The organism is Acidovorax sp. FW305-C-20-28, assembly GCF_058783375.1.
The window spans coordinates 195742-216862 of sequence record NZ_JBYSYM010000002.1 but is presented as its reverse complement, the minus strand read 5'-3'; the positions used below and the strand labels follow the sequence as shown (position 1 = coordinate 216862).

Here is a 21121-nt window from a genome sequence, read left to right as displayed (position 1 = left end):
GATCCATCCAAGGAGACGTGCCATGAGACTTCATCACTTTGCCGCGCTGGCCACCGTGGTCATGGCCGGCGCCGCCGCGCAGGCCCAGACGCAGGGCGTGGCCAAGGACAGCATCACGCTGGGCTCCATCCAGGATCTGTCGGGGCCGCTCGCGGGCTTTGGCAAGCAGGTGCGCCTGGGCATGATGCTGCGCGTGGACGAGGCCAACGAGCAGGGTGGCGTCAACGGCCGCAAGATCGACCTCAAGGTGGAAGACTCGGGCTACGACCCCAAGAAGGCGGTGCTGGCCGCGCAGAAGCTCGTCAACCAGGACAAGATCTTCATGATGGTGGCGCACATCGGCACGGCGCAGAACCTCGCGGCCATGCCGGTGCAGTTCAGCAAGAACGTGATCAACTTCTTTCCGGTGACGGCCGCGCGCGAGATGTACGAGCCCTTCCACAAGCTCAAGTACTCGTTCGCCGCAACCTACTACGACCAGATCCGCCTGGCCGCGCCCAAGCTCATCAAGGAAAAAGGCGCCAAGAAGATCTGCACCATCTACCAGGACGACGAGTTCGGCCTGGAGGTGATGCGCGGCGGCGAAGCAGCCCTGAAGACCATGGGCATGGACTTCACCGAAAGGACCTCGTACAAGCGCGGCGCCACCGACTTCTCGTCGCAGGTGGCCAAGATGAAGGCGGCCGAGTGCGACTTCGTGGTCCTGGGCACCATCATCCGCGAGACCATCGGCACCATCGGTGAGGCCCGCAAGACCGGTTTCAACCCCACCTTCCTCGGCTCGAGCGCGGCCTATACCGACCTCATCCACAAGCTGGGCGGCAAGCCCATGGACGGCCTGTACGCCACCATGACGGTGCAGCACCCCTACCTGGACGAGGCCTCGCAGCCCATCCGCTTCTGGGCCACCAAGTACAAGACCAAGTTCAACGAGGACCCCACCGTGTTCTCGGTCTACGGCTACAACGCCATCGATGCCTTCATCCGTGCCGCGCAGAAGGCCGGCACCGCACTGACCACCGACAGCTTCATCAAGGCCATGGACACCATGGTCATCCCGCCTGACATGTTCGGCAGCGCCGAAGCCAGCTTCAGCCCGCAGAAGCGCCTGGGCAGCGACCTGTCGCGCCTGTCGCAGATCCAGGACAGCAAGTGGAAGGTGGTATCGGACTACGTCAAGTAGGCCGCGAGAAGGCTCGCCTGCCAGGCCGCCCCAGGGGCGGCCTTTTTGTTGGCGCCGCTCCGTGGCAGAATTTTGAAAAGCATGCGCTTTGCAAAATTACATCGGAGACCCACACCATGATCGAACGCACCCTTTTCAATGCCGACCACCAGGCCTTTGCCGAGAGCTTTGCGCGCTTTCTCGACAAGGAGGTGGCGCCCCACCATGCGGCCTGGGAGGAGCAGGGCTACGTGGACCGCGCCGTATGGAGCAAGGCCGGCGAAAACGGTTTTCTGTGCATGAGCCTGCCCGAGGAATACGGCGGTGCGGGCGCCGACCGGCTGTATTCGGTGGCGCAGATGGAGGCCATCGCGCATGCGGGCTTCACCGGCCTGGGTTTCGGGCTGCACAGCGAGATCGTGGCCCCCTACATCCTGCACTACGGCACCGAGGAGCAAAAGCGCCGCTACCTGCCGCAACTGGCCAGCGGCGCCATGGTGGGCGCCATCGCCATGAGCGAACCGGCGGCCGGCAGCGACCTGCAGGGCATCAAGGCCACGGCCGTGAAGAGCGCCGACGGCTCGCACTACGTGCTCAACGGCAGCAAGACCTTCATCACCAACGGCTGGCATGCGGACCTGGTGATCGTGGTCGCCAAGACCGACCCGGCGGCGGGCGCCAAGGGCACCAGCCTGCTGCTGGTGGAGCGCGGCATGCCGGGCTTCGAGAAGGGCCAGCGCCTGAAAAAGCTGGGCATGAAGGCGCAGGACACCTCCGAGCTGTTCTTCACCGATGTGAAGGTGCCGGCCGAGAACCTGCTGGGCGGCACCGCCATGGAGGGGCGCGGCTTCATCTGCCTGATGGAGCAGTTGCCCTGGGAGCGCATGCAGATCGCCATCAGCGCGGTGGCGGCGGCCCAGGCGGCCATCGACTGGACGGTGGACTACGTCAAGCAGCGCAAGGTCTTCGGCCAGCCCGTGGCCAGCTACCAGAACACGCGCTACACCCTGGCCGAGCTGCAGACCGAGGTGCAGGTGGCGCGCGTCTTCGTGGACAAATGCTGCGAGCTGGTCGCGGCCGACCGGCTCGACACGGCCACCGCCAGCATGGCCAAGTACTGGACGACCGACCTGCAGTGCAAGGTGATGGACGAGTGCTTGCAGCTGCACGGCGGCTACGGCTACATGTGGGAATACCCCATCACCCGCGCCTACGCCGATGCCCGGGTGCAGCGCATCTACGGCGGCACCAACGAGATCATGAAGGAAGTGATCACCCGCGCCATGGGCCTGGGGAAGTAGCCCCTTCCCTGTCAGAGCAGCCAGGTTTCGCGGATTTCCTCGGGGCTGAGCTTGCGCGGGGCCGGGGCGGTGCCGCGCACCTGCAGCCAGTCGCGCACGCCATCCCTGCCGCTGAGGCCGCGCACCAGCAGCACGCCGGCGGCGATGCCGCGCACGGCCGCGGCACTGCGGCTGGGTGCCATCAGCGCGGACACTGCCAAGCCTGCGCCGGCGGCCAGTGCCAGGTGGTGCTCCAGGAAGAAGCCGGCGCGCGCATCGTCGTACTCGATGGCGTCGCGCGCCAGGCGTTGCAGGGATTCGGAAAGGGTTTTTGCCATGTTCTGGATATCGGTGAGAACCTGTTGTTCACAGGGTACAGGATAGCGTGCTGTCTGCGCATTTCCCTGCAGGCCGATTCCTACAAAAGCCGCTTACCAAATCCCACGCGCTGTTACAGAGCGGCCGCCTAAATTGGAAGTCAGGCGGCCTGCGCGTGCGGGCGCCGGAACGACGGTGTCCTTATCCTGGGAGACTTCCATGAGACATGCACGGCGCAGCAGCAGCACTTCCCCCTGGCTCATCGCCGCTGTCGGCGGCGCCCTCTTCGGCGTGGTATGCGGCATCGCGCGGGCGCAGGCGCCGGCCGATGCCTCTCCATCCTCGTCGAAGTCGATCCTGCCCTTTACCCAGGCCGGCTACGTCGGCCTGTCAGGCGGGCGTTCCCGGTACGACCTGTATTCCGGACCCTCCGGACTGGCTTACGACGATAGAGACACCGCCTGGAAGCTCAGCACCGGTGGATACTTTCACCGCAACTTCGGCGTCGAACTGGGTTACCTCGATTTCGGCCGCTCGTACCGGCTGGATGGCAGGACCAAGGCCCAGGGTGTCAACCTGAGCCTGGTCGGGCGCGCGCCCATCGGCGATCGTCTGGAGCTGTTTGCCAAGGCCGGTACCACCTACAGCCGCACGGTGACCTCCGCCCAGCCGGTCTATGGGCTGCGTACCGGCAGGGACAGCGGCATGGGCCTGTCTTTCGGCGTGGGCGCCAGCTGGGGCTTCACGCCCAATATCGCCGCCGTGCTGGAGTGGGAGCGCCACCGCCTGCACTTCGCGGACGATACGGCGCCCGCCGACATGGCCACCGTGGGCGTGCGCTACCGGTTCTGAGGCAGAACGACCGGGGCTGCGGGCCCCCGGCAGCGCCAGCAGCATGGCGCCGGGCCAGCTTCGGCAACCGTCTACCTCCTCGCCCTATTGCACGCGACCTGGCTGTTCGTAGTGCTCGTCCCAGCGCAACGCAAGGCCATGGGACGCGACGGGTTCACGCCAGACGAAATACAGCGTCGCCAGCACGATGAGGGCCGCCATGCCCATGAACGGCCCCAGCAGCCAGACGACCCCCAGTACCGCGAGCAGGCACGCGGCGATGTAGCGGATCCCCTCCTTGTCCAAGGCCCCATGCCCGGCCTGCGGCGGTTGCGGCGCGGAATGGTGGCTGGCCGGCGGATCTGCTTCGCGACGCTGGGTGCTGCTGCTCATGGTTCACCTGGATGGAAGAGAGGATGGACAAGGGGCTGGGAGATGAGTCTCGAAGTCCTGGCGCAGGACCGCCGTCAGCCAAACCAGCCAGCCCCTGCCATCCTGTTCCTACAGCCAGGGGGGATACCAGCTCCTCCGTGTCACCATTTATACAAAGCAGATGATCTGCATAAAGCCGCACCGCCCTATACTGCAGCGATAACTGGAGACACGCCATGACACAAGCCTATGTGTTCGATGCCATCCGCACGCCGCGGGGCAAGGGCAAGAAGGACGGCAGCCTGCACGAGGTCAAGCCCATCAGCCTGCTCACCGGCCTGCTGACCGAGCTGCAGCGGCGCCACCGCTTCGACACCGCCGCCGTGGACGACATCGTCATGGGCATCGTCTCGCCCGTGGGCGAGCAGGGCTCGGTGCTGCCCAAGGTGGCGGCGCTCAAGGCGGGCTGGGACTTCCGCGCGTCGGGCGTGCAGGTCAACCGCTTCTGCGCCTCGGGCCTGGAGGCGGTGAACCTGGCGGCGCAGAAAGTGCGCTCGGGCTGGGAAGACCTGGTCGTGGCCGGCGGCGTGGAAAGCATGAGCCGCGTGCCCATCGGCTCGGACGGCGGCGCTTGGGCACAGGACCCGGACACCAACTCGGCCACGCTGTTCGTGCCCCAGGGCATCGGCGCAGACCTGATCGCCACGCTGGACGGCTTCACGCGCTCCGACGTCGACGCCTATGCGGTCGAATCGCAGCGCCGCGCCGCCGCTGCGCGCGCGGCCGGCCATTTCAAGCAGTCGGTCGTTCCCGTGCAGGACTTCCTGGGCCTGCCCATCCTGGAGGAAGACGAGTTCATCAAGCCCCAGACCACGCTGGAAGGCCTAGCGGCGCTCAAGCCCTCGTTCGAGCAACTGGGCGGCATGGGCTTCGACGCCGTGGCGCTGCAGCGCTACCCGCAGGTGGAGCGCATCCACCACGTGCACCATGCGGGCAATGCCTCGGGCATCGTCGACGGAGCAGCGGCCGTGCTGATCGGCAACGAAGCAGCCGCAGCGGCGCACGGCCTCACGCCGCGCGCCCGCGTCGTGGCCACGGCGCTGAGCGGGGCCGATCCGACCATCATGCTCACCGGCCCCGTGCCCGCCGCGCGCAAGGCACTGGCCAAGGCGGGGCTGTCCATCGAGCAGATCGACCTGTTCGAGGTGAACGAGGCCTTTGCTGCCGTGCCCATGCGCTTCATGCGCGAGCTGGGGGTGCCGCACGAGAAGGTCAACGTCAACGGCGGCGCCATTGCCCTGGGCCACCCGCTGGGCGCCACGGGCGCCATGATCCTGGGCACGCTGATCGACGAGCTGCACCGCCAGCAGCTGCGCTACGGCCTGGCGACCTTGTGCGTGGGCGGCGGCATGGGCATCGCCACCATCGTCGAACGCGTCTAGGAAGGACCCCACAATGCAGACCATCCGCTATGAACTCCTCGATGCCGCCGACGGCAAGGTCGCGCTGATCACCTTCGATGAGCCCGGCTCCAGCGTCAACACCATGTGCCGCCAGTGGCAGGCCGATCTGGGCGAGGCCACGGCGCGCGTGCTGGCCGACCGCGCCCAGCTCAAGGGCGTGGTGCTGGCATCGGCCAAGACCAGCTTCTTCGCCGGGGCCGACCTCAAGGCCACGATACGGCTCACGCCGGCCGATGCGCCTACCGCCTTCGGCGAGATCGAGCGCATGAAAAAGCACTTTCGTACGCTGGAGACGCTGGGCATTCCCGTGGTCAGTTGCCTCAACGGCACGGCGCTGGGTGGCGGCTGGGAAGTGGCGCTGGTAGGGCACTACCGCATCGCCGTGGACAATGCACGCATCCAGTTCGGCCTGCCCGAGGTGACCCTGGGCCTGATGCCCGGCGCCACCGGCATCACCAAGATGACACGCCTGCTCGGCCTGATGGGCGCGCAGCCCTACCTGCTCGAAGGCCAGCTGTTCAACCCGCGCGAGGCGCTGGAGCTGCAGCTGGTGCACGAACTGGTGGCCACGCCCGAGCAACTGTTGCCCGCCGCGCTGGCGCGCATCGCCACCCACCCGCACTCGGTGCAGCCCTGGGACGACGAGAACCACAAGATGCCCGGCGGCACGCCCGCCAACCCCAAGGTGGCCGGTGCGCTGAGCGTGGCGCCTGCCATTCTCAAGAAGACCACGCGTGGCCGTTACCCGGCGCCCGAAGCCATCCTGGCCACCATGGTCGAAGGCGCCACCGTCGACTACGACACCGCGCTGCGCATCGAAAGCCGCTACCTGGCCCGCTTGATGACCGGCCCCGTGGCGCGCAACATGATCAACACGTTCTTCTTCGACATGAATGCGATCAAGAGCGGCCAGTCGCGCCCCGGCAGCTCTCCGCGCTACAAGCCGCAGAAGGTCGGCATCCTGGGCGCCGGCATGATGGGCGCGGGGATTGCCTGGGCCCAGGCCAGCAAGGGCATCGCCACCGTGCTCAAGGACGTGAGCGCGGAGAAGGCCGAGGCCGGCAAGGCCTACAGCGCCAAGCTCGCGCAGGCACGTGTGGACAAGGGCCGCATGGAGCCGGCCGTGCAGCAGGCGCTGCTCGAAAGAATCAAGGCGACAGCCGATGCCGCCGACCTGGCCGGCTGCGACCTGGTGATCGAGGCCGTGTTCGAGAACCGCGAGCTCAAGGCGAGCGTGACGCGCGAAGCCGAGCCCCAGTTGGCCGAGGGTGGCTTCTTTGCCAGCAACACTTCCACCCTGCCCATCAGCGGCCTGGCGCAGGCCAGCCGCCGGCCCGAGAAGTTTGTGGGCATCCACTTCTTCAGCCCGGTGGACAAGATGAAGCTGGTGGAGATCATCCGCGGCCAGGCCACGGACGACGAGACCGTGGCGCGCGCGTTTGACTATGTACAGGCCCTGGGCAAGGTGCCCATCGTGGTCAACGACTCGCGCGGTTTCTATACCAGCCGCACCTTCGGCACCTATGTGATGGAGGGCGCCGCCCTGCTCGGCGAGGGCGTGCCCGCCGCACTGATCGAGAACGCCGCCATGCAGGCTGGCATGCCCGTGGGGCCGCTGGCCGTGCTCGACGAGACGGCACTGACCCTGAGCGTGCATGTGCTCGACCAGACGCGTGCCGACTATGCGGCGGAGGGGCGCACCTACCTGGCGACGCCCGGCGAGCTGCTCGTGGAGCGCATGGTCAAGGAGCTCAAGCGCCCGGGCCGGGCGGGTGGAGGCGGGTTCTATGACTATCCCGCAGGTGGCAAGAAACAGTTGTGGACTCAGCTGCCGTCGCTGTTCGGACGCCCTGCCGACACTTCCAGCGCCCTGAGCGTGCAGGAGATCCAGGACCGCTTGCTGTACCGGCAGGCGGTGGAGACGGCGCGCTGCCTGGCGGAGGGGGTGCTCACGAGCGTGCACGATGCGAACATCGGGTCGATCTTCGGGATCGGGTTTCCGGCTTGGACTGGGGGGGCGATGCAGTTCATCTATGGAACCGGGGTGGAGGCCTTCCTTGCGCGGGCGGATGAGTTGGCGCAGAGGTTTGGGACGGGGTTTGCGCTGGATACTGCGGCGCGTGAGGCCATTGCGCGGTTTCAGCCTCGGTACTGAGTGCTGCGTGCAGTCGGCCAGTCGATCAACTTGCTTGATTGAGGGGCGGGAGCCGGGATGTGCGCCCGGCGGCGCACCTACTTTCTTTTTGCGCAAAAAGAAAGTAGGCAAAGAAACAGCGCCCCGCTGCCCGTGTCCCTTCGCTTCGCTACGGGCAACCTGCGATGCTCGTGCCTGGGGTGCACCGTGGAACTCGCTGCGTTCCCCCTGCGGGTGAACTTCGCTCAAACATCCACGGTGAGTCAGACAACGATGCGCGTGTCCTTTGGCACGCGCTCACCCCAGGCCCTGCGCTTCTCGGCACGGTCAGAAGGGGGTGGATACCCACACGGGCCATCGCTTCGCTCGGCTGCGTGGTCCTTCGCTGCGCTCGGCTCGCCAGGGCGATCACGCCCAAACCGTCGGCAGCGCGCAGCGCGTAACCGACCCCAGGCGTAGCTGCGATAGCAGCAGCCGTCCTTGACCCCGCTCCCCACCCCTTCTGGCTGCGCCGAGAAGCGCAGGGCCTGGGGTGGGTGCGTGTGCCGAAGGACACACGCACTTCGTGATCTGACTCGTCGCGGATGTTTGAGCGGAGTTCGAAGAACGCAGCGAGTTCCGCGACGCCACCCCAGGACCGAGCATCGCAGGTTGCCCGCAGCGAAGCGGAGGGACGCAGACTGGGGGCCGCCTTCTCTTTGGTGACTTTCTCTTGGCGGCCCAAGAGAAAGTTACTGCGCCGCCGGGCGCACATCCCGGCTCCCGCCCTCCAACAAGGCACGAGGTCACCATCACATCGGTGACCACGAAAAAGCAATCAATCTCAGGGAATCAAACCTTGCTGAAGTCAGGCTTGCGCTTCTCCATGAACGCAGAAAACGCCTCGCGCGCAGCCGGCTCGCGCAGCATGCGCCCAAAGCTCGCGCCCTCCTCGCCCATCCGCTCCAGCACCGGCTGCGTCTGCCCCTTCTTCATCAGCCGCTTGGTTTCGATCAAGGCCGACAAGGGCTTGGCCGCCAGCTTCTTGGCCTGCGCCTGCGCCACACCATTGCACTCGGTCGGTGGCACCACGCGATTCACCAGGCCCACTTCCAGCGCCGCCTCGGCCATGAAGGGCTCGCCCAGCAGCAGGGCCTCGGCCGCGCGGTGGTAGCCCATCATCTGCGGAACCAGCAGGCTGGAAGCCGCCTCGGGGCACAGGCCCAGGTTCACAAAGGGCATGGAGAACGCCGCGTTGTCGCCGGCATAGACCAGGTCGCAGTGGAACAGCAGGGTGGTACCGATGCCCACGGCCGGGCCGCAGACGGACGCGATGATGGGCTTGGGGAAGGCCGCAATGCCGTGCAGGAAACGGAACACCGGCGAATCCTGCGTGGCGGGCGGTTGCTGCAAAAAGTCGCCGATGTCATTGCCGGCACTGAAGATCGCCACGTCGCCCTGGAACACCACCACGCGCACGGCCACATCGGCTGCGGCGGCGGCCAGTGCATCGGCCATGGCCGCGTACATGGTGGTCGTGATGGAGTTCTTCTTGTCCACCCGGTTGAAGGTGATGGTGGTGACACCGGCTTCGGTGTGGACAAGGATGTCTTGGGTGGTGGTTGTGGCTTCGGTCATGGCTAAAGATCTCAGTTTCGGTGATGGCGACGGTCAACGTCGGACAGCAGAGCGATGGAGGATACCCAACGCCTGCATGCAGTCCGTCATTCCTTGTAATAGACGATCTGGTGGCTGGTGGCCAGCATGGTGCCGGCCTCGTTCCACAGCTGGGCGGTCTGGTCGAAGAAGCCGTTGCGGAACTCCTGGCCGCGCGCCTGGCCCAGCAGGTGGCCGGTACCGGTGGCGCGAAGCTGCTCGGCACTGGCATGGAAGTACACGGTGATGGACACCGTGCCGGCCGGCACGCGGCGCGCACGGCGCAGCCAGACGCGGGGGTAGAACACATCGGCCAGCGCGGTGAGTGACAGGAAATCCAGCGGCCGTGGCGGTGTATCGCGCATCCACAACTGGGTGGTGCTGTGGTCGCCAGTGCCATCCCAGGTGTTGGGGATGGGGCCCTTCAAGGGGCGCATTTCATAGCGGTTGATCCACTCCACGCCTTGCCGTGCAATCGGCTCCAGTGCGGCAGGCGGCGTGACCTCGGGCATGGGCATGTCGCCCACGCTCCAGGTCTCGCGGCGCACGGCGGTCACCGCGGTGCCGGTGGTGGTGACCACGGGTGCGCCTTCGGCATCGGCCTGCAGGATGGACAGCGTCCAATGCTGCGTGGAGCGGTTGGTGCGCACAGGCACGGCCTGGATGGTGAAAGCGCCCTCCACTAGAGCCCCTGCATAGTTGACGGTGAGCGACAGCGGGTCGCCCAGCCGGTCCGGGTGCTGCAGGATGGCCTGCAGCAAGGTGGCAGCCGTCACGCCGCCGAACGGCCCCACCATGTTCCAGTAACCGGGATGGGTCTGCCCCTGGTACTGGCCTGGTGCACCGGGCACGGCGGCCAGCTGCAGGGCCTCGTCCAGAGGATGGGCGGAAGAAGGAGAACGGGGCGTGGTCATAGGGCTCAGAGTGTGCCGCGAAACACGGGCTCAGGCCGTCGTGCCGGTGACTGTCGCCGTACCGGGTCCACGGCCCAGCCCGGCCAGCGCCTCCACCGCGCGCGGCCACAGGCTCTGCTGGAACTGGTCACGGAAAAAGCCGAAGTGCCCGATGCGGCGTGCCTGCACATCGGCCGGCGTGATGCGCTCCACCCGGCGCTCGGTGTTGGTGTACAGGTTGACCAGGTTGTGCGTGCCGCGCAGGGTCATGAGCTCGTCGTCGCTCATCGACAGTGCCAGCACCGGAAAGCGCACCGCGCCATAGCTTTGCGCGGCCGCCGCGCCCTCGGCGCCCACGCTGTAGGTGGGGGAGAGGCACCAGCGGCGCCACTGCAGGATCACCCCTGCCGGCAGGTCGCCCACCTTCTTGAGTGCCCGCCCCGGGAAGTACCCGCACAGCCGCGTGGCCAGCGGCACCAGCACCCACCAGAAATACGGCACCATGCGCTTGAGTTGGGGCGCGTTGTCGCGCCAGTAGCCGCTGCCCGCCGCCACGCTCAGCAGCCCGTCGACCTGCGCCGGGTTGCGCAACAGCCCCGGCAGTTGGGCCCCCAGGCTGTGCCCCAGCAGGTACAGCGGCTGCGCCGGCAGCGCGGCCTTGGCGCCGGTGATCACAGCCTCGTAGTCCTGCGCCCAATCGAACAGATCCGCCTTCACGGCCCGCATCGGGCCTTGCAGCGAATCCCCCTGCCCGCGGTAGTCGAACGTCGTGACCCGAAACCCCTGCTGCGCCAGCCAGCGCGCAAACGCTTCGTAGAACGCCTGCCGCACCCCCATGGCCCCGCCGATGACGACGCTGGCGCGCGCAGCGCCCGCACCACCTTCAGGCTCATACACGCGCAGCGCCAACGACACCGCATCCGTCACCTGCAAAGTCTGCTTATCCATGTTCGTCTCCTGTAAAAGCCGATCTGCGCCGGTTCAATGGAAAACACTTCAAACGCTTTGGGTTTTCATACCCCGCCCTCAAGGGAGTAGCGAGCGGGATGAGCTGCTAGGCGGACGGAGCGCAGGAACCGGAACGTACTTCCTGTACGTGAGGATTCCGAGCACCGCCCAACGACGCAGATCGCCCGCTCGGTAGCCTTACACCGCCTCAAAGATGCCGGCGGCGCCTTGGCCCATGCCTACGCACATCGTGACCATGCCGTACTTGAGCTTGTTGCGCTTGAGCGCATGCACCACCGTCGCCGAACGGATCGCACCCGTCGCACCCAGCGGGTGCCCCAGCGCAATCGCGCCGCCCATGGGGTTGACCTTGGAAGGGTCCATGCCCAGCGTGTTCATCACCGCCAGCGACTGCGCGGCAAAGGCTTCGTTCAGCTCGAACCAGTCGATGTCCTGCTGGTTCAGGCCTGCATAGCGCAGGGCCGCAGGAATGGCTTCGATGGGGCCGATGCCCATGATGTGCGGCGGCACGCCCTTGGACGCATAGCTCACGAAGCGCGCCAGCGGCGTCAGGCCGAAGCGCTTGACGGCGGACTCGCTGGCCAGGATCAGCGCGCCCGCGCCGTCGCTGGTCTGCGAGCTGTTGCCGGCGGTGACGGAGCCGCGCGCGGCGAACACCGTCTTCAGCTTGGCCAGGCCTTCGAGCGTGGTGTCGGGGCGGGCGCCCTCGTCCAGGCTCACGGTGCGGCTCTTGGCGATCGATTCCCCGGTTTCCAGGTTGGCCGTGCGGTCGGTCACCTCGATGGGCGTGATCTCGTCGGCAAAGTAGCCGGCCTGCTGGGCGGCCAGGGCCTTCTGGTGCGACTGCAGGGCGAACTGGTCCTGCGCATCGCGGCTGACCTTCCACTGCTGGGCCACCTTCTCGGCCGTGAGGCCCATGCCGTAGGCAATGCCCACATCGCCTTCGCGCTCGAAGATCGAGGGCGACAGCGAGGGCGAGTTGCCCATCATGGGCACCATGCTCATGCTTTCCACGCCAGCCGCGATCATCACGTCGGCTTCACCGACACGGATGCGGTCGGCCGCCATCTGCACGGCCGACAGGCCCGATGCGCAGAAGCGGTTGACGGTGATGCCACCCACGCTGGTGGGCAGGCCGGCCAGCACGGCGCCGATGCGCGCCACGTTCAGGCCCTGCTGGGCTTCGGGGATGGCACAGCCGCAAATGATGTCCTCGATGGCCTTGGGATCGAGGCCGGGCGCTGCGGCCAGCGCTGCCTTGAGCGTGGTCGCCAGCAGGTCGTCGGGCCGGGTGTTGCGGAAGAAGCCGCGGTGCGAGCGCCCGATGGGCGTGCGCGTGGCAGCAACGATGTAGGCTTCCTGGACTTGTTTGGCCATGGTGGTGAACTCCTTCAATTCTTGGCGGGGCGGCTGGAGGGAACCCAGGCCCACGTAAATGCACATTCGACCGGCTCGGCGCCGGCCTCATCGGTCACGGTGACGGTGACCTGGACCTCGCCCTTGTCGCTGGCCTGCATGGCGGCCTGCTGCTCGGCGCTGAGCACGGCCACGGCCTTGAGGCCGCCCGTGGCGCGCTTGCGAAAGGCCATGCTGAATTCCTTGGCCAGCGGCAGGCAGTCGTCGCGCACGTTCATGCCCACAACCATGCCGGTGGCCGTCTCGGCCAGCAGATTCATGGCCGAGGCGTGCACGCCGCCGATGTGGTTCTGCACGCGGTGCTCGTTGGCCAGATGCACTTCCACGCGGCCGGGCGTGAGCGACACGAACCGCACCCCGGCCGTGCCCGTGAAGGGCACGGCGCGGCGCAGGATGATGTTCTGCACGAAGCCGCGCATGAAGGCCGGGGCTTCGTCCAGCCGCATCAGCGAGCGCTGCAGCTTGTTCGGCGGGCGGGTGGTTTCGCTCATGGTGGACACAACAGCAAGGGCTCGGTCAGTTGCGCACGGGCTTGCCGGTGGACAGCATGCCCAGGATGCGCTCCTGCGTCTTGGGGTGCTCGATGAGGGCGCAGAACGCCTTGCGCTCCAGCGTCATCAGGTACTCCTCGCTCACCAGGGTGCCGGCATCCACATCACCGCCGCAAACCACTTCGGCGATCAGGCCGGCGATGTGGAAGTCGTGCTGGCTGATGAAGCCGCCGTCGCGCATGTTGACCAGCGAGCCCTTGATGGTGGCGATGCCGCTGCGGCCCGCCACCGGGAACAAACGCTTGGCGGGCGCACGCCAGCCGCCCTTGGCCAGGGATTTGGCCTCGTTGATGGCCACGTAGAGCAGCTCGTCCTTGTGCGGCACGATCACGTCGCTCTCCAGCACATAGCCAAGCTTGCGCGATTCCAGTGCGCTGGTGCCCACCTTGGCCATCGCTGCGGCCGTGAAGCCCTCGGTCAGGAAGGGCAGGATGTCCTTGCCCGTGGAGGTGGCGGCGTTCTCGGCCGCGCGGCGGGCGATGTAGGTCAGGCCACCGGCACCGGGCACCAGGCCCACGCCGACTTCCACCAGGCCGATGTAGCTTTCCATGTGCACCACGCGGCGGGCCGAGTGCACGGCCAGCTCGCAACCACCGCCCAGGGCCAGGCCGCGCACGGCAGCGACCACCGGCACGTTGGCGTAGCGGATGCGCAGCATGGTGTTCTGCAGTTCGGCCTCGGCCCCTTCTATGGCGCTCACGCCGGCCACCATGAAGGCGGGCAGCATGGCCTGCAGGTCGGCGCCGGCGCTGAAGGGCTCGTCGCCCGACCAGATCACCATGCCTTCGTAGTCCTTCTCGGCCAGGTCCACGGCCAGCGTGAGGCCTTCGGCCACGTCGGGGCTGATGGCATGCATCTTGGTCTTGATGCTGGCGATCACGACGCCGGTGCCGGGAGCGCGGTCCGCACCCTCCAGCGTCCACACGCGGATGGAGTCATCCTCGTGCAGCGTGGTGCCGGCGGTGGTGAATTCGGGCAGCGAGGTCTCGCCCAGCAGCTTCTCGGGGAAGTGCTGGCGCTCGTACACGGGCAGGGCACGGCGGGCGATGAATTTCTGTGCCGATGCGCTCCACGAACCCTGTGCGGTGTGCACGCCACCGGCTTCGGCCACGGGGCCCTTGAACACCCACTCGGGCAGCGGCGCCTTGGAGAGGGCCTTGCCGGCATCGATGTCTTCCTGGATCATCTTGGCCACGTCGAGCCAGCCGGCTTCCTGCCACAGCTCGAAGGGGCCCTGCTTCATGCCGAAGCCCCAGCGCATGGCCTGGTCCACATCGCGTGCGTTGTCGGCAATGGTGGCCAGGTGCACGGCGGCGTAGTGGAAGCTGTTGCGCAGGATGGCCCAGAGGAAGCGGCCTTGCGCGCCTTCGGAATTGCGCAGCAGGCGCAGGCGCTCGGCGGCGGGCTTCTTGAGCATGCGGCCGTACACCTCGTCGGCCTTCTGGCCACCGGGCACGTACTCTTCGCTTTCCAGGTCGAAGCGCAACACGTCGCGGCCGACCTTCTTGTAGAAACCGGCCTTGGCCTTCTGGCCCAGGTTGCCCAGTTCCAGCAGCTTCTTGAGCACGGCGGGCGTGCCGAAGCTGGCGTAGAACGGGTCGCTCTTCTCGTCCAGGTTGTCCTGCAGCGTCTTGATGACGTGGGCCATGGTGTCGAGGCCCACCACGTCAGCAGTGCGGAAGGTGCCGCTCGAAGCACGGCCGAGCTTCTTGCCCGTGAGGTCGTCCACCACGTCGAAAGACAGGCCGAAGTTCTCGACTTCCTTCATGGTCGCCAGCATGCCGGCGATGCCCACGCGGTTGGCGACGAAGTTGGGCGTGTCGTGCGCACGCACCACGCCCTTGCCCAGGCCGCTGGTGACAAAGGCTTCGAGCTGGTCCAGCACCTCGGGCGAGGTGGTGGGCGTGTTGATCAGTTCCACCAGCACCATGTAGCGCGGCGGGTTGAAGAAGTGGATGCCGCAGAAGCGCGGCTTGATGCTCTCGGGCAGCGCTTCGGAGAGCTTGGTGATCGACAGGCCCGAGGTGTTCGATGCCACGATGGCATGCGGTGCGACGAAGGGCGCGATCTTCTTGTACAGGTCGAGCTTCCAGTCCATGCGCTCGGCGATGGCCTCGATGATGAGGTCGCAGTCGCGCAGCTGTTCCAGGTGCTCTTCGTAGTTGGCCTGGCCGATCAGGGCCGCGTCGTCCGCCACGCCCAGCGGCGAGGGCTTGAGCTTCTTGAGGCCTTCGACGGCCTTGGTGACGATGCCGTTCTTCGGGCCTTCCTTGGCCGGCAGGTCGAACAGCACCACGGGCACCTTGACGTTGACCAGGTGCGCAGCGATCTGCGCGCCCATCACGCCCGCGCCGAGCACGGCGACTTTCTTCACTTGGAATCTTGACATCGGTGTTTTCTCCATGAGGGCGACGGCAGCGCCCTGCCCTCGTTGTTGCCTGCACCCGGCGAGCCCGTGGCGCATGCGGTTGTCTTGGTCTCTTACTGCACCCGCACCCAGGTCTGCGTGCGGCCGAAGGGGCCGATGGAGCCGCGCACCTCGAGCTTCTTGCCGCCCTCGATGGGCGTCATGCGCAGCGTGTAGTTGCGGCCGTTCTCGGGATCGAGGATCTTGCCGCCCTCCCACACATCCTTGCCTTCAGCCTTCTTGGCGCCGCGGATCAGCTCCAGGCCCACCAGCGGCTTGCCCTTGCGGTCATCGCTGCACTCGCCGCACACCTCGTCGGGCTTGGCGTCCTTGGACAGGCGCTTTTCGAGCACGCCGGTCAGGGCACCGCCACCGGCATCGCGGATGCGGATCTCGGCCTTGGCCTCGCCGGTCTTGTCGTCGACGTTGCGCCACAGGCCCTCGGGCGTCATCTGCGCCCAGGCCGGTGCCGCCGCTGCGGCCAACATGAGAACTGCTGTTGCTGTCTTGACCATGGTGCTGCTCCGGCTGAGAGGTCGAAATCCGCGGGTGGGGCTGCCGATCAGGCCAGGGCCAGGTCGGTGTCCATCAGCACCTTGCTGCCGGCACGGGCCGTGCGCATCAGCGTCGCGGTCTCGGGGAAGAGCTTGGCGAAGTAGAAGCGCGCCGTCTGCAGCTTGGCCTGGTAGAACGGGTCGGTGTTGCCGGCCGCGATTTCGCGCAGGGCCACCTGGGCCATGCGGGCGAACAGGTAGCCGAACACCAGGTGGCCGGCCACGCGCAGGTAGTCCACGGCAGCGGCGCCCACTTCGTCGGGGTTCTGCAGGCCCTTGAAGCCGATCTCGGTGGTGAACTTGGTCATCTGGTCGGCCAGGTAGGCGACGGGGTTGATGAACTCGGCCATCTTCTCGTTGACGCCTTCTTCCTCGATCAGCTTGCCCACCAGCTTGCCGAACTTCTTGAGCGTGGCGCCGTTGTTGCCCAGGATCTTGCGGCCCAGCAGGTCCAGCGACTGCACGGTGTTCGTGCCTTCGTAGATCATGTTGATGCGGTTGTCGCGCACGTACTGCTCCATGCCCCATTCCTTGATGAAGCCGTGGCCGCCGAAGACCTGCATGCACGCGTTGGTGGCGATGTGGCCGTTGTCGGTAATGAAGGCCTTCACGATGGGGGTCAGCAGGGCGACGAGTTCCTCGGAGTCCTTGCGCACCTTCTCATCGGCGTGGCCGTGGGCCTTGTCCAGCAGCAGCGTGCAGAAGATCTGCAGGGCACGGCCGCCTTCGGCATAGGCCTTGGCGGTGAGCAGCATCTTGCGCACATCGGGGTGCACGATGATGGGGTCGGCTTCCTTGTCCTTGGCCTTGGTGCCCGACAGGCTGCGCATCTGGATGCGGTCCTTGGCGTAGGCCAGGGCATTCTGGTAGGCCACTTCGGTCAGGCCCAGCGACTGGTTGCCCACGCCCAGGCGGGCAGCGTTCATCATCACGAACATGGCGGCCAGGCCCTTGTGCGGTTGGCCCACCAGGGTGCCGACGGCGCCGTCGATGGCGATCTGCGCAGTGGCGTTGCCGTGGATGCCCATCTTGTGCTCCAGGCCCGTGCAGTAGATCGGGTTGCGATCGCCCAGCGAACCATCGGCCTTGATGTTGAACTTGGGCACGACGAACAGGCTGATGCCCTTGCTGCCCTTGGGCGCATCGGGCAGGCGGGCCAGCACCAGGTGGACGATGTTGGCGGCCATGTCGTGCTCGCCGGCCGAGATGAAGATCTTGTTGCCGGTGATCTTGTAGGTGCCGTCGCCCTGGGGTTCGGCCTTGGTGCGCAGCAGGCCCAGGTCGGTACCGCAATGGGGTTCGGTCAGGCACATGGTGCCGGTCCACTCGCCGCTGGTCAGCTTGGGCAGGTACAAAGACTTCTGCTCTTCGGTGCCATGGGCGTGCAGGGCTTCGTAAGCGCCGTGCGACAGGCCGGGGTACATGGTCCAGGCCTGGTTGGCCGAGTTCATCATCTCGTACAGGCACTGGTTGAGCACGAACGGCAGGCCCTGGCCGCCGTAGGCAGGGTCGCAGGAGAGCGCTGCCCAGCCACCTTCGACGTACTTGGCATAGGCTTCCTTGAAGCCCTTGGGGGGCTTCACTTCGTGGGTCGCCTTGTCCAGCACGCAGCCTTCGGTGTCGCCGCTGATGTTGAGCGGGAAGGTGACTTCGGCCGCGAACTTGCCGGCCTCTTCGATCACCGCGTTGATGGTGTCCACATCCACTTCGGCATGCGCCGGCAGGGCCTTGAATTCGTCGCTGACCTTGAGCACTTCGTGCATGACGAATTGCATGTCGCGCAGGGGCGGCGTATAGCTGGGCATGGGGTTACTCCTTGGGGATGGTGGTTTGGTTGGAAACTTTGCGGCGTGCAGCAGCGGGTGCAGCTGTTGCCACCGGGGTGGCTGGAGCGCTGTAGCGCGCCAGGATGTTCTGAAAGCCCGTGACGGAACGCGCCATGGAGCCGGGTGTGCGCAGGAAACGCGCCTCGTAGTGCAGCGCCAGGATCAGGCCATGGATCTCGAAGAGCATCTGGTCGGCATTGGTGTCGGCGCGCAGCTCACCGCACTCCGCGCACTGCTCGATGGCGCGGCGCATGGCAGCCAGCCAGGTGAGCACCGAGCTGGCCAGCGCGTCGCGCACCGGGCCGTTGCGGTCGTCGAACTCGACGGCACCGCTGATGTAGATGCAGCCCGAGTCGATCTCGATCGAGGTGCGCTTCATCCAGTTGTCGAACAGCGCACTCAAGCGGGCCACGCCGCGCGGGGCGGCCATGGCGGGGTAGAACACTTCCTGCTCGAAGCGGGTGTGGTATTCGCGGATCACGGAGATCTGCAGTTCCTCGCGCGAGCCGAAGTGGGCGAACACGCCCGACTTGCTCATGCCTGTGACGTCGGCCAGGGCACCGATGGACAGGCCTTCGAGCCCGATGTGCGTGGCCAGGCCGAGCGCCGCCTCGACGATGACCGCCTTGGTCTGCTGGCCTTTTTGCAGGGCGCGGCCCGTGCCGCTGCGCGCACGCGGGATGCGGGTGACCGGGGTAGAGTCGGAGGTGGCGGGCATGCGTGCAAATAAAAACGAACGTTCGTACTATTCTGCAGCAAATTTGCCCCGGCACCAAAAGCCTCTCCAAAAATAGGGAGACCGTACCAAAACTTTGTTGCACGGCAGCGACCCGCGGCGGCGCGCAGGCGTGCGAAGGACTGGCGGCCCCGGGCGGCCCACAGTGCGAGGGCGGCTCGGAACCTGTTTGCGATCCCACAGGGGATCGCAAACAGCAGGTTCTTACACCATCAAGGCCAGGCTGGCGTCCAGGTGCTCGGAGGGCATGCGGCGAAAGCCCGAGCGCGCATAGCGCTGCAGCCGGCCCAGGGCGAAGGCCGTCAGCACGCTGGCGGCGACCTGGGCATCGACCGTGGGCGTGGCCGAATCCGGGTTGGCAGGCCGCAGGCACTGGCGCAGCGTGGACTCGATGCGGTCAAAGAACTGGTTCATGCGCTGCTGCAGGCGCTCGTGCTCGAACACCAGGGCATCGCCCACCATGACGCGCACCATGCCGGGGTTGCGTTCGCCGAACTGCAGCAGCACGGCGACGATGCGCGCCGCCTGGCGCCGCCCCACTTCAGGAGGCTGGGCCGGGTCGGGCACCTCGCGCCCGGTGATCTGCTGCACCAGCGCGAAAACCGATTGCTCGATGAAGTCGATCAGGCCTTCGAACATCTGCGCCTTGCTGGCAAAGTGGCGGTAGAGCGCAGCCTCGCTGACGGAAAGGCGGGACGCCAGCGCCGCAGTGGTGATGCGCTCGGCCCCCGGCTGCTCCAGCATGGTCGCCAGCATCTGCAGGATCTGCACCCGGCGCTCCCCGGGCTTGGGCCGCTTGCGTGCTGTGGAAGATTCCTCGGCATCGGCAGTGCTGGCGGGCTCGGTGGGCTGTGAAAGATCGGACATGCGCAAAGATGGTGTGAAGGCACGCAGGCCCCGCAAGGGCCTCGGCGCCCGGAGGCCCGTGGTTCCTGCCCCAATGGCCGGCGTGCCGCAAACGGCAGGCCGCCGTCCAGCGGCAGGGCGTAAATCATGTGTGGAAATGATTCTCGCACAGCCCCCGGGGGTGGCCAGGCAAGCGGGCGGTGCTACAGCGGAAACACCACAGTCACCATCAGGCCCCGGCCCTGCGCCCCGCTGCCCAGGGTCAGCGAGGCCCGGTGCACGCGCGCAATCTCGTCGGCGATCGCCAGGCCCAGGCCCGTGCCCTCGCCCACCGTGCCCGGCACCCGGTAAAAGCGCTGCATCACCCGGGTGCGCTCGGCGTCGGGCACGCCAGGGCCATCGTCTTCCACCTGCAGAAAGACGCGCGGCGGCCCGCTCTTGCCCTGGCGCATGCCGCAGCGGATGGTGACGATGCCGGAGGCCGGGGTGTACTTGATGGCGTTGTCCACCAGGTTGGACAGCAATTCACGCAGCAGCCAGCCGTGGCCCGTGACGTGCACGGGCTGCACCTCGATCCCCAGGTCCAGGCCCTTGCCGGTGGCCGGGTCGAGAAAGGTCTCGAGCAGGGTTTCGCACAGGTCCTTGAGGTCCACGCGCTGGGGTTGCTGGGCATCGAGGCTGCGCGCGTCAGCGCGCGACAGGGCCAGCAGTTGGTGCGCCAGCTGCGAGGTGCGGCGCGTGGCATTGCGCAGCTTCTCGATCTGGTCCACGCCCAGCACGATGGCGCCCTGCGTGCGCCCGTCGGTGGACACGGGGCCCTTCTTGTCCTGCCCGGATGGCCCTTGCCGCTGGGGGGCCGCAGCCTTGGCCATCATGGCCCAGGCCTCCACCTGGGCCTGCAGGCCGGCCAGCGGGGTGCGCAGCTGGTGCGCCGCATCGGCCACGAAGCGGCGCTGGCCCTCGGCCTGGGCATTGACCAGGGCGAACAGGCGGTTGAGCGAGTGCACGAGCGGCCGCACCTCGGACGGCGAGGCGGCTTCGTCGATCGGGCTCAGATCACGCGGCGAGCGGTGCTCCACGGCTTCGGCCAGGTCCACCAGCGGCTTGAAGGCCTGGCGCACGGCCCAGTGGATGGCCAGCGCAGCGGCTGCCACCAGCACCAGGTTGGGCAGCAGCACACGCAGCAGCAGCTGCTGGGCCCACTGCTGGCGCGGGTCGGAGCCATCGGCCAGGGCCACGACCATCTCGCCTGCCCCGGTGCGGCCACGCTGCACGGCCACGCGGTAGGTCACGCCGCCGTATTCCATGCTGTGGAATTCAGGCGCCTGGGTGGTGGGCACGGCGCTGTGCACCCAGTCGTCGCCCAGCAGCAGCTTGCCCGACGGGTCGCGCACGCTGTAGCCCGAGAAGCCGGCGTTCTGGCGCAGAAAGTCCTCCAGCGGCGGGGCCAGCAACAGCAGCGGCGGGTCGTTGTCGCGGATGGCCGGCGCCAGCACCGAATCGGACAGGGCCGGCAGCAGGCGCAGCAGGCGCTGGTCGTGCTGGCCCGCCGCCTCGTCGGCCGAGCGGTAGTCCAGCCAGACGCCGATGGTGGCCAGCACGCACAGCGGCAGCACCAGCAGCAGCAGCAGCCGGTTGCGCAGGTCGGAGGTCATGGCCCGCAGTCCGGGCCGTCGCGCAGGAGGGATCCGGGTTTCCATGGTGGGGGCCGCGAGCAGAAAAAGAGGA

General features: G+C 67.0%; 18 protein-coding genes. 5 read left to right on the top strand and 13 right to left on the bottom strand.

The features are described from left to right. Nucleotides 1-22 precede the first annotated feature (22 nt). Nucleotides 23-1183, top strand: a complete 1161-nt coding sequence (locus AC3WOH_RS04305; RefSeq protein ID WP_492228169.1) for an ABC transporter substrate-binding protein — start codon at nt 23-25, stop codon at nt 1181-1183. Nucleotides 1184-1299: 116 nt separating this feature from the next. Further along, nucleotides 1300-2463, top strand: a complete 1164-nt coding sequence (locus AC3WOH_RS04300) for an acyl-CoA dehydrogenase family protein (RefSeq protein ID WP_492228168.1) — start codon at nt 1300-1302, stop codon at nt 2461-2463. A gap of 11 nt (nt 2464-2474) precedes the next feature. On the opposite strand, the gene AC3WOH_RS04295 is transcribed toward AC3WOH_RS04300, so the two are convergent. Further along, complete coding sequence (locus AC3WOH_RS04295; protein WP_492228167.1) at nt 2475-2780, bottom strand: hypothetical protein; 306 nt, start codon at nt 2778-2780, stop codon at nt 2475-2477. A 199-nt stretch (nt 2781-2979) separates the two neighbouring features. Between AC3WOH_RS04295 and AC3WOH_RS04290 the strand changes: the two genes are divergently transcribed. After that, nucleotides 2980-3612, top strand: coding sequence for an outer membrane beta-barrel protein (locus AC3WOH_RS04290; RefSeq protein ID WP_492228166.1), 633 nt, complete (start codon nt 2980-2982; stop codon nt 3610-3612). An 84-nt stretch (nt 3613-3696) separates the two neighbouring features. On the opposite strand, the gene AC3WOH_RS04285 is transcribed toward AC3WOH_RS04290, so the two are convergent. Further along, complete coding sequence (locus AC3WOH_RS04285; RefSeq protein WP_492228165.1) at nt 3697-3984, bottom strand: hypothetical protein; 288 nt, start codon at nt 3982-3984, stop codon at nt 3697-3699. Between the two features lie 215 nt (nt 3985-4199). On the opposite strand from AC3WOH_RS04285, the gene AC3WOH_RS04280 reads away from it, so the two are divergent. Both AC3WOH_RS04280 and AC3WOH_RS04275 read left to right on the top strand, forming a co-directional pair. Continuing rightward, nucleotides 4200-5405: an acetyl-CoA C-acetyltransferase gene (locus AC3WOH_RS04280; protein ID WP_492228164.1), complete on the top strand. Its 1206-nt coding sequence runs from the start codon at nt 4200-4202 to the stop codon at nt 5403-5405. Between the two features lie 13 nt (nt 5406-5418). After that, a complete protein-coding gene (locus tag AC3WOH_RS04275; protein ID WP_492228163.1) occupies nt 5419-7581 on the top strand; it encodes a 3-hydroxyacyl-CoA dehydrogenase NAD-binding domain-containing protein in 2163 nt (720 codons plus the stop codon). 810 nt (nt 7582-8391) lie between these two features. On the opposite strand, the gene AC3WOH_RS04270 is transcribed toward AC3WOH_RS04275, so the two are convergent. The 11 genes from AC3WOH_RS04270 to AC3WOH_RS04220 form a co-directional block, all read right to left on the bottom strand. After that, on the bottom strand, nt 8392-9177 hold the full coding sequence (locus tag AC3WOH_RS04270; RefSeq protein WP_492228162.1) for an enoyl-CoA hydratase: 786 nt from the start codon (nt 9175-9177) through the stop codon (nt 8392-8394). Nucleotides 9178-9263: 86 nt separating this feature from the next. After that, nucleotides 9264-10109, bottom strand: coding sequence for an acyl-CoA thioesterase (locus tag AC3WOH_RS04265; RefSeq protein WP_492228161.1), 846 nt, complete (start codon nt 10107-10109; stop codon nt 9264-9266). Nucleotides 10110-10139: 30 nt separating this feature from the next. Next, the gene (locus tag AC3WOH_RS04260) at nt 10140-11036 is read right to left on the bottom strand and encodes an alpha/beta hydrolase family protein (protein WP_492228160.1); all 897 of its coding nucleotides are present in this window, start codon (nt 11034-11036) and stop codon (nt 10140-10142) included. Nucleotides 11037-11234: 198 nt separating this feature from the next. Further along, a complete protein-coding gene (locus tag AC3WOH_RS04255) occupies nt 11235-12434 on the bottom strand; it encodes an acetyl-CoA C-acyltransferase (protein WP_492228159.1) in 1200 nt (399 codons plus the stop codon). A 14-nt stretch (nt 12435-12448) separates the two neighbouring features. Beyond that, the gene (locus AC3WOH_RS04250; RefSeq protein WP_492228158.1) at nt 12449-12964 is read right to left on the bottom strand and encodes a DUF4442 domain-containing protein; all 516 of its coding nucleotides are present in this window, start codon (nt 12962-12964) and stop codon (nt 12449-12451) included. A gap of 25 nt (nt 12965-12989) precedes the next feature. Then, nucleotides 12990-15413 carry a 3-hydroxyacyl-CoA dehydrogenase/enoyl-CoA hydratase family protein gene (locus AC3WOH_RS04245; protein WP_492228157.1) on the bottom strand — a complete coding sequence of 808 codons (2424 nt, stop codon included), beginning with the start codon at nt 15411-15413 and terminating at the stop codon, nt 12990-12992. Nucleotides 15414-15505: 92 nt separating this feature from the next. Beyond that, on the bottom strand, nt 15506-15946 hold the full coding sequence (locus tag AC3WOH_RS04240) for a DUF2147 domain-containing protein (RefSeq protein ID WP_492228156.1): 441 nt from the start codon (nt 15944-15946) through the stop codon (nt 15506-15508). 47 nt (nt 15947-15993) lie between these two features. Continuing rightward, on the bottom strand, nt 15994-17790 hold the full coding sequence (locus AC3WOH_RS04235) for an acyl-CoA dehydrogenase C-terminal domain-containing protein (RefSeq protein ID WP_492228155.1): 1797 nt from the start codon (nt 17788-17790) through the stop codon (nt 15994-15996). A 4-nt stretch (nt 17791-17794) separates the two neighbouring features. Beyond that, nucleotides 17795-18529 (bottom strand): TetR/AcrR family transcriptional regulator, encoded by a 735-nt coding sequence (locus AC3WOH_RS04230; RefSeq protein WP_492228154.1) that lies wholly within the window; start codon nt 18527-18529, stop codon nt 17795-17797. 222 nt (nt 18530-18751) lie between these two features. After that, a complete protein-coding gene (gene slmA / locus AC3WOH_RS04225) occupies nt 18752-19414 on the bottom strand; it encodes a nucleoid occlusion factor SlmA (protein ID WP_492228153.1) in 663 nt (220 codons plus the stop codon). Nucleotides 19415-19596: 182 nt separating this feature from the next. Further along, nucleotides 19597-21048 (bottom strand): sensor histidine kinase, encoded by a 1452-nt coding sequence (locus AC3WOH_RS04220; RefSeq protein WP_492228152.1) that lies wholly within the window; start codon nt 21046-21048, stop codon nt 19597-19599. Nucleotides 21049-21121: the final 73 nt, after the last annotated feature.

Coding starts and splice junctions, on each gene's coding strand:
- AC3WOH_RS04305 (WP_492228169.1), top strand. CDS start 23: ATGAGACTTCATCACTTTGCCGCGCTGGCCACCGTGGTCATGGCCGGC.
- AC3WOH_RS04300 (WP_492228168.1), top strand. CDS start 1,300: ATGATCGAACGCACCCTTTTCAATGCCGACCACCAGGCCTTTGCCGAG.
- AC3WOH_RS04295 (WP_492228167.1), bottom strand. CDS start 2,780: ATGGCAAAAACCCTTTCCGAATCCCTGCAACGCCTGGCGCGCGACGCC.
- AC3WOH_RS04290 (WP_492228166.1), top strand. CDS start 2,980: ATGAGACATGCACGGCGCAGCAGCAGCACTTCCCCCTGGCTCATCGCC.
- AC3WOH_RS04285 (WP_492228165.1), bottom strand. CDS start 3,984: ATGAGCAGCAGCACCCAGCGTCGCGAAGCAGATCCGCCGGCCAGCCAC.
- AC3WOH_RS04280 (WP_492228164.1), top strand. CDS start 4,200: ATGACACAAGCCTATGTGTTCGATGCCATCCGCACGCCGCGGGGCAAG.
- AC3WOH_RS04275 (WP_492228163.1), top strand. CDS start 5,419: ATGCAGACCATCCGCTATGAACTCCTCGATGCCGCCGACGGCAAGGTC.
- AC3WOH_RS04270 (WP_492228162.1), bottom strand. CDS start 9,177: ATGACCGAAGCCACAACCACCACCCAAGACATCCTTGTCCACACCGAA.
- AC3WOH_RS04265 (WP_492228161.1), bottom strand. CDS start 10,109: ATGACCACGCCCCGTTCTCCTTCTTCCGCCCATCCTCTGGACGAGGCC.
- AC3WOH_RS04260 (WP_492228160.1), bottom strand. CDS start 11,036: ATGGATAAGCAGACTTTGCAGGTGACGGATGCGGTGTCGTTGGCGCTG.
- AC3WOH_RS04255 (WP_492228159.1), bottom strand. CDS start 12,434: ATGGCCAAACAAGTCCAGGAAGCCTACATCGTTGCTGCCACGCGCACG.
- AC3WOH_RS04250 (WP_492228158.1), bottom strand. CDS start 12,964: ATGAGCGAAACCACCCGCCCGCCGAACAAGCTGCAGCGCTCGCTGATG.
- AC3WOH_RS04245 (WP_492228157.1), bottom strand. CDS start 15,413: ATGTCAAGATTCCAAGTGAAGAAAGTCGCCGTGCTCGGCGCGGGCGTG.
- AC3WOH_RS04240 (WP_492228156.1), bottom strand. CDS start 15,946: ATGGTCAAGACAGCAACAGCAGTTCTCATGTTGGCCGCAGCGGCGGCA.
- AC3WOH_RS04235 (WP_492228155.1), bottom strand. CDS start 17,790: ATGCCCAGCTATACGCCGCCCCTGCGCGACATGCAATTCGTCATGCAC.
- AC3WOH_RS04230 (WP_492228154.1), bottom strand. CDS start 18,529: ATGCCCGCCACCTCCGACTCTACCCCGGTCACCCGCATCCCGCGTGCG.
- slmA (WP_492228153.1), bottom strand. CDS start 19,414: ATGTCCGATCTTTCACAGCCCACCGAGCCCGCCAGCACTGCCGATGCC.
- AC3WOH_RS04220 (WP_492228152.1), bottom strand. CDS start 21,048: ATGACCTCCGACCTGCGCAACCGGCTGCTGCTGCTGCTGGTGCTGCCG.